The 14,587-nt window shown below is 41.9% G+C and carries 12 protein-coding genes; 8 read left to right on the top strand and 4 right to left on the bottom strand.

Annotation, left to right across the window (positions count from 1 at the left end):
- The first annotated feature begins 7 nt into the window (after window positions 1-7).
- Window positions 8-457 (top strand): SRPBCC family protein, encoded by a 450-nt coding sequence (locus tag BM192_RS11080; RefSeq protein ID WP_037444253.1) that lies wholly within the window; start codon window positions 8-10, stop codon window positions 455-457.
- A 41-nt stretch (window positions 458-498) separates the two neighbouring features.
- Here BM192_RS11080 and BM192_RS11075 read toward each other — a convergent pair whose 3' ends face one another.
- Window positions 499-1,110: an FMN-binding negative transcriptional regulator gene (locus BM192_RS11075; RefSeq protein WP_037444256.1), complete on the bottom strand. Its 612-nt coding sequence runs from the start codon at window positions 1,108-1,110 to the stop codon at window positions 499-501.
- A 249-nt stretch (window positions 1,111-1,359) separates the two neighbouring features.
- Here BM192_RS11075 and BM192_RS11070 point away from each other — a divergent pair, with 249 nt between their 5' ends.
- From BM192_RS11070 to BM192_RS11045, 6 genes are all read left to right on the top strand, one after another.
- On the top strand, window positions 1,360-2,055 hold the full coding sequence (locus BM192_RS11070; protein WP_037444258.1) for a DUF1345 domain-containing protein: 696 nt from the start codon (window positions 1,360-1,362) through the stop codon (window positions 2,053-2,055).
- Between the two features lie 72 nt (window positions 2,056-2,127).
- Window positions 2,128-2,511 (top strand): hypothetical protein, encoded by a 384-nt coding sequence (locus tag BM192_RS11065; RefSeq protein WP_074963982.1) that lies wholly within the window; start codon window positions 2,128-2,130, stop codon window positions 2,509-2,511.
- 177 nt (window positions 2,512-2,688) lie between these two features.
- On the top strand, window positions 2,689-5,058 hold the full coding sequence (locus BM192_RS11060) for a TonB-dependent receptor (RefSeq protein ID WP_037444260.1): 2,370 nt from the start codon (window positions 2,689-2,691) through the stop codon (window positions 5,056-5,058).
- Window positions 5,055-6,158, top strand: coding sequence for a PepSY-associated TM helix domain-containing protein (locus tag BM192_RS11055; RefSeq protein WP_037444262.1), 1,104 nt, complete (start codon window positions 5,055-5,057; stop codon window positions 6,156-6,158). The genes BM192_RS11060 and BM192_RS11055 overlap by 4 nt, the downstream gene beginning before the upstream one ends.
- 94 nt (window positions 6,159-6,252) lie before the next feature.
- Window positions 6,253-8,799 carry an excinuclease ABC subunit UvrA gene (locus BM192_RS11050; RefSeq protein WP_037444265.1) on the top strand — a complete coding sequence of 849 codons (2,547 nt, stop codon included), beginning with the start codon at window positions 6,253-6,255 and terminating at the stop codon, window positions 8,797-8,799.
- A gap of 212 nt (window positions 8,800-9,011) precedes the next feature.
- Window positions 9,012-9,767 carry a GIN domain-containing protein gene (locus BM192_RS11045; protein WP_037444266.1) on the top strand — a complete coding sequence of 252 codons (756 nt, stop codon included), beginning with the start codon at window positions 9,012-9,014 and terminating at the stop codon, window positions 9,765-9,767.
- A gap of 61 nt (window positions 9,768-9,828) precedes the next feature.
- Here BM192_RS11045 and BM192_RS11040 read toward each other — a convergent pair whose 3' ends face one another.
- Together BM192_RS11040 and BM192_RS11035 are read right to left on the bottom strand one after the other, a co-directional pair.
- Complete coding sequence (locus BM192_RS11040) at window positions 9,829-10,860, bottom strand: LLM class flavin-dependent oxidoreductase (RefSeq protein ID WP_037444269.1); 1,032 nt, start codon at window positions 10,858-10,860, stop codon at window positions 9,829-9,831.
- Window positions 10,861-10,947: 87 nt separating this feature from the next.
- Window positions 10,948-12,696: a sensor histidine kinase gene (locus tag BM192_RS11035; protein WP_051760219.1), complete on the bottom strand. Its 1,749-nt coding sequence runs from the start codon at window positions 12,694-12,696 to the stop codon at window positions 10,948-10,950.
- A gap of 174 nt (window positions 12,697-12,870) precedes the next feature.
- Here BM192_RS11035 and BM192_RS11030 point away from each other — a divergent pair, with 174 nt between their 5' ends.
- A complete protein-coding gene (locus BM192_RS11030; RefSeq protein ID WP_037444272.1) occupies window positions 12,871-13,500 on the top strand; it encodes a LysE family translocator in 630 nt (209 codons plus the stop codon).
- A gap of 117 nt (window positions 13,501-13,617) precedes the next feature.
- On the opposite strand, the gene BM192_RS11025 is transcribed toward BM192_RS11030, so the two are convergent.
- Window positions 13,618-14,586 carry a quinone oxidoreductase family protein gene (locus BM192_RS11025; RefSeq protein WP_037444273.1) on the bottom strand — a complete coding sequence of 323 codons (969 nt, stop codon included), beginning with the start codon at window positions 14,584-14,586 and terminating at the stop codon, window positions 13,618-13,620.
- Window position 14,587 lies beyond the last annotated feature (1 nt).

Here is a 14,587-nt window from a genome sequence, read left to right as displayed (position 1 = left end):
AAATCATATGTCAGACAATACCGTTTTACTCCACAGAATCCTCAAGGCATCTCCGGAGAAGATATACCGCGCCTTTACTGAAGCCCTGGCAATTGCTTCCTGGCTTCCTCCTTATGGATTTCTCTGTACCGTCCATCAAATGGATGTACAGACAGGAGGTTCTTACAGCATGTCATTCCAAAATTTCTCAACCGGCAACAGCCATTCATTTGGCGGAGACTATATTAGTATTGAACCCAACGAGTTCCTCAAATACACAAATAAATTTGATGACCCTAATCTCCCGGGTGAGATGACAACTTCAGTCTGGCTCCGAAAAACTTTTGCAGGCACCGAGATAAAAATCACTCAGGAGGGTATTCCCAAAGCTATCCCTTTAGAGATGTGCTATTTAGGCTGGCAGGAATCTCTGGAAAAATTGGCAAAGCTGGTAGAACCTCAGATACAAGATACCTGATTTGGTCGTTTTAAATTACGATTTAACAGTGGTACAGCTGGTTATTTGTTTTCTTCCCGAATATATTTTGCAAGATCTTTCTCTACTGTATTACCACCGTTTTCCAGTTGTTCTATAATTCTGTCACGCTCTACCACTGTTTTATTCTGGCTTAATTTCTTTTGCCCCTGCAGGTCTGACACCTCCAATTCGAAAGCAACTATGCCGCGCATCATTCCGGTTCTAAATTTTTCAGTTAGACCATCCCATTGCTGTAGGTAGTCTTTTTCATAGAAATGTATCATCCGTTCCAGTATTTTCAATTTAGATGTTTCATCATCTAAAATCTTAGCCTTTCCATAGGCATGTACGGCAATATAATCCCATGTTGGTACGCTCTCCCTTTTCTCGTAGTGTTTGGGTGAAATATACGCATGAGGTTCCGTGAAGATAACCAGTGAGATATTTTCCGTTATAATCTTAGCTTGTTCATTGGCCAGGGCAAAATGCGAACTTAAGACCAGCTTGTCTGAATTCTTTTCTACAAGAAAAGGTAGCTGTGTAGCTATCGGAAAATTGTCTTTTGTGGTAATTATTGTGGCGAAGCTATATTGCTTCATAAAAGCTACTTTTTCGTCGTCGTTGTCGAACTGAAAACCATTAGGGATATACATAGGAGATGTTATTGAATTCAAAAATACTTAATCTAAACCACTTGCGGCTAAAACAGCTCCATCTCTTTTTCTAAGATGGAATGTTGTAAACCGACTAATTTACCAGTGCTCCGGCAGGTTTTCTCCCAAATATAAAACAGCACACCGAAATGAGTACACAATCGTATTAACTCCCGCTATTTTAGTATTCTTTCTGCATATATTTACTAAACAACATTTCGTAAAAGTCGTCAAAAAGAGAAAATTCTTATGTCTTTCATCGGTAAATTGCAGTTAAAAATAAACAGACTCGACGCACATCACAAGCTTTATATATCATTAGGAGCTGCCTTGCTGACGTTTCTTACTCCAATAATGCATCTAGAACCTGAGATTCGTCTAATGCTCAGCTGGCTAACCTATGTGTTCACCAATGTCAGTTTATCCTGGATAACTATTTTAACCAGTCACCCTGCCGATGTCAAACATGAAGCCCGTGCCCAGGATTCGAGCCGTAAAGTGATATTTATATTTGTAATAGTTGCAGCCTTCGCAAGTTTGTTCGCCATTATTATTCTTTTGCAGGGAGCTTCAGCACAGTCCAAAGAACAGTTATCTACTTCTATTATTATCCCACTCGCCTGTGTAATTAGCTCGTGGTGGTTAGTACACACTCTTTTCACGCTGAGGTATGCCGACTTCTATTATTTCGATGCAGACAATGATAAAAAGGGAAAACATATCAAAGATAAAGGATTGATCTTTCCAAATGATCAAGAGCCTGATTATTTGGATTTTACTTACTTTTCATTTGTTATCGGTATGACTTTTCAGGTATCGGACGTTCAGATTACCTCCCGGAGAATCCGGAGGTTAGCCTTAATGCACGGTTTGCTATCATTTGCATTTAATACTTTCATTGTAGCATTTACAATTAATATAATAGCCGGACTCATTCAGAAATAGCAGCATTATCGGCCATAACTTTTCCGAATGATCGTAAAAAATATATACCTTCGCAGGCGTTAAATAAAACCTTTGAAAAGATTCATTTGCCTTTTATTGTTGCTCACCCTGATCACCCAGTCCTTTAATAAACTTGGTTTAATCCTGGCTTTTAAAGTGAATCAGGAATACATTACGGCTAGTTTTTGTGAAAATAAAGACAAGCCGGAAATGAACTGCAACGGGAGATGCTTTCTTGCTAAGAAAATAAAGCAGGCAGAGCAGAATGAGGAGAAGCATAGAGTAGAAAATCTTGAAAAAACAAATATCCTGTTCTTCTGTAGAATGAACAAGCTTGAGGTAAATGAATCCGTGTCCGAAAATGGGCCCTTGACATTCAATCCCTTTTACCTGAAATTCAAACCTTCTCTTTTCGCAAACGATATCTTCAAACCACCACAGAAGCTTTCCGCATAGCCTTTTCCGTTTTTTTAACACAATACTGCAAGAACGCCAGATTGTGACAAAGCTCAATACGGGCTGGACTGATATTGGCTACCGCTGGTCTATATGGCCTTTTCGTGTTCACGAATATTTATCGGGTATAAATGATAGCGCCAAAAAGTGCTGTCATTACCAATTTTTATCATTCAAATGAAAATCAATATTTTCACATTACTGGTGCTATTTATAGTAGTCACCACGAATTCCTTTGCACAAATTAACACAGGTATGTTAAAGGGTCGCATAGTTACAATTAACAATGAGCCTGTTAGAGGCGCAACGGTCCAGTTCCAGCATACAAAAATCACAACGCAAACAGACGCAGACGGAGGTTTTAGTCTAAACGGAGTTCCTGCAGGAACCTACGTTCTAGTCGTATCAAATATCGGCTACAGCGCTCTAAAACAAAACCTTGTCATTGCATCAGGAAAAAACACGTTTCTTAACCTCCAGCTTTCTGAAAGTAAAAATGAACTCCAGGAGGTGGCGATCAATACGACCAAAACGCGGTACCAGGTGAAACGGTCTAATAGCTCTACCAGAATGGATATCCCTCTACTTTCTACCCCCCAATCGGTACAAGTTGTTTCATCAGAGGTCATGCAGGACCGGCAGGCATTTACACTGAATGAGATTGCAAGTACATTTACCGGTATGAAAGCCAATAATGGTAACGGTTCCTTCAATATGCGTGGATTCACTGCTTATTCTCCTACCGATGCCAGTTTTCTGCTTTATAACGGCGTACGCGGAAACCTATTCTTATGGAGTCAGCAACCATTATTATATAACGTAGAATCTGTCGAATTACTGCGCGGTCCTTCAGGAGCTCTTTTCAGTGAAGGGGCTCCGGGAGGGGTAATCAATTTTGTAACTAAGAAGCCTTTGACGGAAGCCAGGTATAATGTCGATCTATCATTAGGCAGCTGGAATTTCCGTAGGGCATCACTGGATTTGACAGGCCCCTTAACAAAGAACAAAAAGCTGCTCTATCGTGCAATTATAGGTTATGACCGATCGAAAAGTTTCCGCAATAATCAGGATAAAGAGAACATTTTCCTTGCTCCGTCCCTGACGTACATCTTCTCTGAAAATACAAATCTAAATCTGGAACTGAACTATGCTCACCAGAAAGCTGTTCAGCAATATGACAACGGAACATTTATACGTACCCGTCCGGATGGGACTTTTGATTTCAATTACTATCCAGACAATTTGACCATTCAAAGTCCATCAGACTACGGAAAGACCGATAATGCCTCAGCTACATTGACCTTTAATCATAGGTTCGCTAAAGATCTCGACTTAACTGTAGTACAGCGTGGGGTAAGAAATGTGCTCGATTTTACAGATCATATTCCCGTCGGCAAGATCAGGAACGACTCTGTCAGCAGAGCCTACCAGGATTGGAGAACAGACCGCTTTAGCCTGCAAACCACCGCTTATGGGACTTATACAACTAAAACCGGTTCAATTAAACACCAGGTTATTATTGGTGCCGATTATAACCGTTATGGCTGGACAAAAAATGATTATCAATACAAACCATCTACACGGATCTCGATTTTCAATCCCGATTACAGTAACGACCCTCCCGCCTCAAGTGTGGAAGCAGAAGAGTCTGATGATAATAAGAGAATTACCAATCTACTTGGCCTCTATATACAGGATCAGCTTAGCTTCAGCGAAAAATTTAAAGCGCTGCTTTCCATCAGATATGATAATTACAATGGGCAGGAAACGCCACTTTCCGCCAGAGATAATAAACAGGGTGATGAACTTCAGGCGACTGGCTGGATTCCAAGATTTGGACTGGTGTATTTACCAATGACCAACGTTTCCGTATACGGAACATTTCTCCGGTCGTTCAACCCACAAACATCTAATAATGTTCTTTCGGGAGGGCCATTTCCAACACGAACGGCAACGCAATATGAGTTAGGCTCGAAGGCAGACTTCTTTAATGAACAATTGTCGGCCACACTATCCTTGTATCAAATCAATTATGCTAATATTCTGACCGCAGCCCCTACTGAAGAAAATTCTCACCGTCAGGCAGCTATAGATGGAACCCGAAGCAGAGGTGTAGAATTATCAGCGACGGGAACGATCGGTAATTTTAACATTATCGCCGGATATGCCTATAATGAACATATTGTATTGAGTAACAGCGCATTTGGCAAAAAGGGTGACCGTTTCGCAAATGCCCCCAAACATATCGCTAACCTCTGGTTAAAATATAATTTACGTACTACAGCTGCCAAAGGATTAGGATTGGCGGCCGGTGTAAGGTATGTGAGCGACCAGGTTGGATTGATCAGCAATCAAAACTTCGTGTTTCCGGAATACACTGTATTTGATGCGGCGGTAAACTACCAGAGAGGTCGTTACAACATACAGTTTAATGCATACAATTTGACGAACAAGCATTATTTTACAGGCAGCAGATCCAGTACTGTAACTGCTGGATTGGGTGACCCTTTCAATTATCGCATAGGAATTAGCTATCAGATCCGATGAAAAAAGTAAACTCAACCACCAAAATCGCCTTTTCCGTTCATAGCTGGCTTGGACTGATCAGTGGTGTTTTTCTACTTATGCTTGGGTTAAGCGGTTCTGCTCTGGTTTTTCTGAAAGAGATAGATCATGTACTCAATGCAGATTTGCTGACTGTACAACCGAAGGGAAAAAGGCAATCACTGGACTCTATTTACAGGAAGATTGGTTTTGACCATCCAAATTTAGCGGGTATTGGCTGGTTAAATGCAGATGCCGCGCCTAATGATGCCTATGAATTCAGGCTCTATCAGAATGATGGAAAGTTAACTACTTATGACCTGGGTATGATCAGCATCAATCCATATACCGGAGAAACATTACGCGAAGGGAATCTGAAAGATATGAATACAGGTTTCCTGCAGTGGTTAATACAATTCCACTGGAGCTTTCAATTGGGAATTCCAGGGTTGTTACTGGCGACTATTTTTGGGATTACAATGCTTTTTTCTACAATTACCGGTTTCATCATTTACCGGAAATATGTATGGAAAGTTCTGATTTTCCAGGTCGGCATTAAATGGGATAACTGGCGGACCATTTCTTCAGGTCTCCACAGAATAGTGGGCGTTTGGGCAATGGTGTTTAACGTAGTTATATTTTTCACCGGATTCTGGATGAACAAGTTCTCCATGGACCGCTCTTACTGGCAAAAACAAATAGTCTCTGCTCCTGCAAATACCTTTGCAGTACAATCTATAGACGAAATGTTAGTTACTGCTAGAAAAAGTATGCCGGATCTGATCATACAGAATGTCTACCTACCCACCCAGCCGGAGAAAGATTTCCGGATCAGTGGTCCAGTAAAACATCAACTGGCATTATTCTACAAAGGTAACACTGTGTCTGTTGACCCATCTACCGGCGTGATTAAATCTGTAGAAAGATTATCGACCCGAAGTCTATGGGAAAAGATAGAGGCTACTTTTTTTGCTTTGCATGTGGGTAGCTTTGGAGGCATGGCCATTAAAATCCTTTATGTGATCGTCGGCCTGTCACCAGGCCTGCTTTCTATTACTGGTGCTTTACTATGGTGGCGAAAAGTAAAAAGACGTTATACCTGACATAGTATTTAGTAGCCGGAAGCGCCTCCCAGAAATGTGAAGGCGCTTCCATTGGCGAAAAACAATCCAACCTGACTGCTGTTTCAGATGTGATATGAAAAGGAAATCAACCGCGAGTAAAAGCCAACATAATGGATTTGTCAGCGTAAAAGGAGCCAGAGAAAACAACTTGAAAAATGTATCATTGGAAATCCCCAGAGACGCAATGGTCGTTTTCACAGGGGTTTCGGGTTCAGGGAAATCTTCCCTTGCTTTTGGGACCTTATATGCTGAAGCACAACGCAGGTACCTGGAATCTGTATCTCCTTATGCAAGACGGTTGTTCAACCAGATGTCTGTCCCGGAAGTTGATGAAATAGAAGGACTGCCGCCGGCAATCGCATTACAGCAGCAACGCGGATCGGGCTCCTCCAGATCTTCAGTGGGAAGTATAACTACCTTATCTAACCTGCTACGCATGTTATACTCCCGGGCGGGCCAATATCCTGAAGGGCAGAATATTCTGTATGCAGAGGCTTTTTCTTATAATACACCAGAAGGCGCCTGCACGGAATGTCATGGTCTGGGAAGGGTTTACCAGGTTTCCGAAAGGTCTATGGTCCCGGATGATACTCTCAGCATAAGACAACGTGCTATTGCTGCATGGCCAACTGCCTGGCAGGGACAAAATTTACGCGACATTCTAATTACCCTCGGCTACGATGTCGACACTCCATGGAAAGATCTTTCTCAGAAGGATCGTGACTGGATCCTATTTACAGAAGAAAAGCCCGTAGTTCCGGTCTACCCAGGCCTAAATGGAGTCCAGGTGCAAGACGCCATAAAGAAGGACATTCCGCCAAGCTATATGGGTACTTTTACCGGTGCCAGGCGCTATGTACTGCAAACCTTTGCCGGATCACAAAGTCAACTGATGAGAAACCGTGTTAGTAAATTCATGCTAAGTGCTGAATGTCCGGTATGCCACGGAAAAAAGCTCAAAAAAGAGTCACTCTCTATATTGTTCGACGAAATGGATATCACTGAACTTTCGGCGCAACCTATAAATTCACTTTACAAGATTTTCACACCCTATGCAAATGGAACAGCTAAAAAGAAGGCCGGAGATCACAGACATCCGGAGAAACATATTGTTACCAAGAGAATAGCCGAAGATATTATTGCAAGGCTAGCCGTCATGCTTGACCTCGGATTGGGTTATCTCGGGCTGGACAGAAGTACACCTACCCTGTCGCCAGGCGAGTTACAACGGCTTCGCCTGGCAACACAGATCAGATCTAATCTGTTCGGAGTGGTCTATGTACTGGATGAACCATCTGCAGGTTTACACCCAGCCGATACAGCAGCACTGCTCCGGGCACTTGATAAGTTAAAAGCTTCGGGCAATTCATTATTTGTGGTTGAACATGAAATCGATGTGATCCGCCATGCAGAGTGGATCGTAGATGTCGGCCCGGGTGCCGGAGAAAATGGTGGACAGATAATCTACAGCGGGCCTGCAGCAGGTTTAAAAAATGCCGAAGGCTCTAAAACCAGAGAGTATCTTTATGGCCAAAAAATAAAGAAGAAAAAGGATAATCGGGAGCCTGCAGGCTGGCTGGAACTTGAAAAAGTTACTCATCATAATTTGCAGGGGTTGAATGTATCATTTCCAATTGGAGTTTTCACGAGTGTAACAGGCATTTCCGGATCAGGAAAGAGTAGTCTGGTTAGCCAGGTGCTTGTTTCTTTAGTGGCAGCGCAACTTGGATTGAAACAACTTGGTAGCGATGACACGCAGATAAACCTACTGGAAAAAGAAATAAGCGTTGCTCCGAAAGGCAAAATCGCTAAGGGAATGGACGCTATTAAGCGCCTGGTCGTAGTCGACCAGAAGCCGATCGGCCGAACTCCACGCTCAAACCTTGCAACTTATACAGGTCTTTTTGACCCAATTCGTAAACTTTTCGCCACCCTTCCTGAATCCAGAAGACGAAAATACGATGCGGGGCACTTTTCTTTCAATATCGCAAAAGGCAGGTGCGGCCATTGTCAGGGTGAGGGATTTGTAATGGTCGAACTTTTATTTCTACCGAGTGTTTACACTCCCTGCCCGGTTTGTCTGGGAACGAGATACAATGCCAAAACACTGGAAATCAACTATCGGGATAAGAACATTGCAGAAGTCCTGGCAATGAGCGTTGACTCAGCCTGGGCATTTTTTAAAGATGAACCTCAAATACACCGCGGTCTGGATATTGTTCGCCAGGTCGGACTTGGCTATATTAAACTCGGTCAATCTGCAACTGAACTTTCCGGGGGAGAAGCGCAACGTATTAAGCTCGCCGCTGAGCTACAGAGAACTCAACATGGAAATTCGCTGTATGTACTTGATGAACCTACTACCGGTTTACATCCCGCAGACGTAGAAAGACTCATGCTTCAGCTTGGCAGGCTTGTTGACCAGGGAAACACAGTAATCGTAGTTGAACATGACATGCAGGTAATTGCCGACAGCGACTGGGTAATTGAAATCGGACCAGGTGCAGGAGATCTCGGCGGAAAGGTAACTGCTTCCGGTACACCTGAAGTATTTGCAAAAATCAGCGAAAGCAAAACTGCCCCTTACCTGTCCAAATTTTTGCAAAGTGGTCAATTCTGAATGGGGAATTATATATAGATCATGTTTCCATCAGTTAAACTGTCCGGATTCGGACTACAAACGTCCGAATCCGGACAAAAACAAATAAGCATTCATATTATTACTCTTATTTTCAACCACTTAACGAAAAATAGAAGATCGGCAGCGCAATTGCTAGTATCTCAATAGCTTTAAAAACCAATCTTTGATAAACCCAAAACAATAGTTTCGCCATGCTTAATTTAAGAAAACACGTGATAATCCTGAGCCTTTTCACACTGTTCACCTCTGGAAGGATAATCGCCCAGGAAGTTGTATCCGTTGATCATTTCGATAAAGTTATCATTAGTCCTCACGTACAGGTTGTCTTCATAAAAGGTGACAAGGAAAGTGTTACTATCGAGAACAGCACGGTGAGCCGTCAAAAAGTGAATATCGAGTCCAAGGGCAATACTTTACGAGTCTATCTGGAAGGTGCTAAAGAGATAACCGGCAATGAAAAAACGGAAGAAAACGGTCGTAAAATAAAAAAGAGTATCTACACCGGAACAGTTTTAACCGTTTCGATTTCTTACAAAACCCTGCAGGAATTATCTTTAAGAGGAGAAGAAACTATCCGCTTGCAAAGTAAACTAGATCAGGATAGCTTCCATTTACTAATCTACGGCGAAGCAAGAGTATCCTTTGACGATGTTCAGTTAAAAAAACTAGGTACAACGATCTACGGCGAGAGTAGGCTGGAGATTAAGTCCGGAAACATTATAGATCAGAGGTTTACCGCTTACGGGGAAAGTAAGATAAATACGCTCGCCGTAACTGGTAAAACAGCGAAAGCAACACTCTATGGTGAATCAGAATTGGAATTAAATGTATCTGATGTAATCAGGGTTACCGCTTTCGGAGAGGCCAAAATAGGTTACAAGGGAAATCCGGAAATCAAGAAAGGTATCGTTATCGGTAAAGCTAAAATCTACCAGATTAATCATTAAAGGAACCAACTCGCATTAAAAAGCAATGGCCGGAAATTCGATCCAGCCATTGTTAAAATACTTAAGCTAAAGCTTTTCTTACTGCAGGGGCCACTTGAGTCCCGAATAATTCAATAGCTTTCATCATATCGGCATGTGAAGGATCGCCGACATCCATATGTCCGATAAAACGCGTTATCCCAAATAACTCATGCATGTATAAGATTTTTTCAGTCACCTCTTCCGGTGATCCAATAAACAATGCCCCTTCTTTCGACCTTCCGCCATCATATTGTGCTTTGCTATATGGAGGCCAGCCTCTGCTCGAGCCTATTCTGTTCATCTGTGAAGCATAATTTGAATAATATTGATCTATAGCAGTACTTTCCTCACTCATAAATGTATGTGAATGAATACCGATCTGCATTTGGCTAACATCATGACCATTCTTAATATATTCAGCTTTATAGAATTCAATCAACGGCTGAAACTGTTTTGGCATTCCCCCTATAATAGCAACGATTAACGGCAACCCTAATCTGGCAGCACGCAAAACCGATTCAGGTGTACCACCAACCGCAATCCATACAGGCAGTTTCCCCCCATTTGTAGCTCTTGGAAATACAGACTGATTAACCAGTGGTGCCCTTAATTTTCCAGACCAGTTCACCACTTCATTATTATTAATATTTAAAAGCAGGTCCAGTTTTTCTTCAAACAGCTGGTCATAATCTTTAAGGTCATACCCAAATAACGGAAACGACTCGATAAAGCTACCACGCCCAACAGCAATTTCGGCACGTCCGCCCGAAATCAAATCTATGGTAGAAAAGTCCTGATATACTTTTACAGGTTCGGCTGAACTTAATACTGTTACAGTACTCGTTAGTTTTATATTTTTCGTGATACTTGCAGCAGCGGCCAAAACGATTTCCGGAGAAGAGACAGCGTAGTCAGGGCGGTGGTGTTCGCCCAAACCAAATACGTCCAGTCCGATTTCATCAGCCAGTTTAATCTGCTCCAGAATTTCATGAAGTTTAACTCCTGCCTGACGGGGTTTTCCAGTTTGAGGATCAAATGATAAGTCGCCAAACATTCCAATTCCTAGTTCCATAATTCTCCTTATTTTTTATTTATTCAAATTTAAGAAACTATAACCAGTCCGGCCTTGATGTAGGTTAAGATCGTTTAAGGCGTCTTCCTAATCTGGTTTATCAGCGGCATACGGGATTTCAAATTTGAAATGGCAACCTTTCCCTGCTTCACTTTCCACACTGATACTTCCTTTCTGAATCTGTATCAGTTGCTGGCAGATATACAAACCCAGACCAGTGCCAGGTTTTCCTGCGGACCGGTTGGCCTGATAATATCGTGTAAATAATTTAGCTTGCTGCTCTTTTGGAATTCCTATCCCTGTGTCAATTATGCTTACTGTCAATAATTCTGTATCGCTATGCGAGCCGATCGTTACTTTTACCGTTACTCCCCCCTGATCTGTATATTTGACTGCGTTATTAAGCAGGTTAATCATAATCTGCTTCAATCTAAAGGGATCCCCTTTTACGGTAATCTCCTGGTCTCCCGTAAACTCAGCCTGCAGTTTAATATGTTTTCTTTCTGCAGAAAAACTCATTGCGGCTATCGTTTCTTTAATTTCCACGCAAGGCTGAAAGGATACAATATGTAGTGCACCTGCTTTCTGGTTATCAATTTTACTGACGTCCAGAATGTCATTAACGGTTTCCATCAGCATATTGGAAGACAGATTTATCGAATTAAGCTTTTTCTTCTGATCTTCCGTCATTTCAGACCGGTTCAGCAGATAAATGATGCCCGTAATCGCGGTCAAAGGATTTCTGATCTCATGACTCATAATGGCCAGCATTTCTGATTTTTGTTCTGCTAATGCGACTGCACGTTCATTTTCAAGCAGGTAGTTGTCCTCTGCTTCACCTGCCTTCCGGATGTAGATGATCAAGAGCACAATAAAAATTAATACCATCAGAACAGCGACCCCAGTAAAAGTGTTCATATCTTCAGTCGCTGACTGGTATTGGTTTAGCATCTCGGCACGGGTTTGCTCCCATTCAGTCAGATGAATATCTTTCAATTGCTGTACTAACTCGTGCAATCCGATTACCAGACTTAAATTTGTAGAAATAAGTTGCTGATTAGATTTTGCCAGACGGCTATTCTCTTCATTTAACCTCCTCAGTAGCCCACCCTGTGAACTGTAATCTTTGTGTGCCAGCGTTCGGCTGATAGAATCCCGGATTTCCTTTTCGCGGTTAACAGTCACTACTTTCACCGACTGGCCACCCTCCTGTTTATTTGCAATAGCGTCTTGTAAGCGCTTAAATAAACCCTTTTTACCAGGCTCCCCATTAATGATCCTTACAGATGTATCTGCCTTTGATACTGTGCCTTTAATACTTCGTCTAATTTGATATTTACCAAGTATATCATTTGACGAAGAACCAGAGATCTTCTGAATTGTTGTAATTTTAAGCAAAGAGTCAAAATTGTGTTTAAGACCAAAAACCTGGTTGGAAAGCTCGAGTTTCTGCTCAAATGATTCTCCAATCCTATCTTTGCTTTTAGCGAGTACATGACCGCTGTCCAGATCGTATTTTTTTAAAATAGCTTCTATCTGAATAAAGATATTGCTAACCTTAGTCTTATAATTTTCGAGTTTTTCGTTTTCTCCGGATAAAATAGCTTGCTGAAAATCACTTTCGGCACCATTCAGATCCAGCAGAATATTGCTGATTTCCTGCCCTGGTGCATGTTCTCTTAATTTATCGCTGAGTATGTGCAGCTTTTGAAAAATAGAATGCCGAAGTAATAATGAGCCTGCTGCCATTAGAAATGTAAACGCTAAAAAAAGTATAAATACTTTACGCAGATTATTGGAGGTTTCCCCTGGCTTATGGGTGAGGATATTTTTCATGGAGTTGTTCCGGAAAAGAATAAAGAGTCCAAATTTACCAATTAATCTTAGTTATAATAGCGCATCATTTTAGTTTAACCCGGCCGCATGGCATAATCTGAACTCATGATTACAAAAATCCTTATTTATAATACAAAATTTTATATTTGAAACAAACATATACATCATCCGCTTATGTACGGTATAGAAAATCTTTCTGCTTTTATATTAACGGCTATAATTGTTGTAATCAGCCCTGGAGTAGATACCATCATGGTGTTAACCAGAAGTATTTCTAAAGGTAAAACAGCAGGTTTATATTCTGCCGTTGGAGTTAGTATGGGTTTATTGGTGCATACATCTGCCGCCACTTTCGGTCTGTCACTTGTCCTGGCAAAGTCTGCATTTGCTTACAGTTTTATCAAATATCTCGGCGCGGCGTATTTAATTTATATCGGATATAAATCCATTACCGCAAAACCGGCCCCAACTGAACTTGTGGTAACTACAAAATCAGGAAGTAATTTCAAGATGTTTTACACCGCCTTTCTCAGTGATGTGTTAAACCCTAAAATTGCCATTTTCTTCCTTGCATTCCTCCCTCAATTCGTAAACCACGCAGCCATAAACAGCCCGGCTCCCTATTTTATCCTGGGTACAATAATCCTGCTGATTACGCTGATCTGGTGCACCTTGCTTGCACTGCTGGGTAGTAAGGTCGCGGTACTTTTCAACAGACATAAAAGAGCCGAAGAAATCATGAATAAAACATCTGGTTTTATTTTCATTCTACTTGGTATAAAAGTCGCTCTCACAGAAAAATAAGTCTCTTACAACTTCCAGCCGCCAGCTAATGCTTTATAAAGACAAACTACTGCATGTAAAGCTGTAGTTTGTCACTCACTCCGCTTAGTTGTGCGACAAGTAAACTCTATAATCAGATTAAATCTCGAATACCAGTCTCTTGCTGGCAGCAACCTCTTTGTAAAAATCGGTTTCTACGTCTGCCAGCCTGGCGCTTACCGTGTCGATTTTCAACTTACCCGCGGCTGCGAGCGCGTAAACATCCGGAAGTACAACAGAGAACAATTGCCGGAGTGCGTCTGCCGGAAGACTGCCGACACCTGAGCCCATTAGTGACAAACCAGAACTTCTTAATATAGCTGAAGATAGATTAATTGAATCACCAGCAGTTGAGCCCACAGTCAGGAAACGTGTCACAGGAGTAAATTTACCTTTACCTTGTAAAGCATTAAGTATCAGTTCAGCCGGCTTACCCCAGGTATAGTCAAGAACTACTCCAATGGGATCAAATTCATGCAACACACGTATTTTTCTGCTAATCTCATCAGGTGTACCTTTTAGAGATATCACCTCATCTGCACCCAGCTCTAATAATTCCTCAAGCTGTTCCTGATTTCTTCCTGTTGCAATTACCTTTTTAGCTCCGTAATGTTTGGCCAGCTGAACCGCAAGTTTACCGGTAAAGCCAGTTGCCCCATTAATCAGGACTACGTCACCGGATTTCAAATTTGCGCGGAACAATAATGCCAAAGCAGAGCCTACAACAGCGTTTGGAATTGCCGCCGCTGTTACACTGTCCAGACCGTCTGGGACCCGGATCATTTGCGCCTTATTAAACAATGCTTTTTCTGCCAGTACACCGCCTATACCAACACCGAAAAAATGCGTACCATCTTTCATCTCACCCACGCCCATCGTTACCGGAATTCTGGGCACCGTATTCGCACTACTGGCGTAATGTTTACCACTGGCCAGGCCTTTCTCAAAATTAGGAATTGCTACCGCTCTCATACTCACTAGAATTTCGTTTTCACCAGCGGATACCGGATCAGAGAATTCTTCGTACTTAGGTGCCTCATTTGCATTGTATATCACTGCTGCTTTCATA

The sequence above is a fragment of the Pedobacter antarcticus genome, from assembly GCF_900112985.1.
Classification (GTDB): Bacteria; Bacteroidota; Bacteroidia; order Sphingobacteriales; family Sphingobacteriaceae; genus Pedobacter; species Pedobacter antarcticus.
This window is presented reverse-complemented; position numbering and strand designations above follow the sequence as displayed.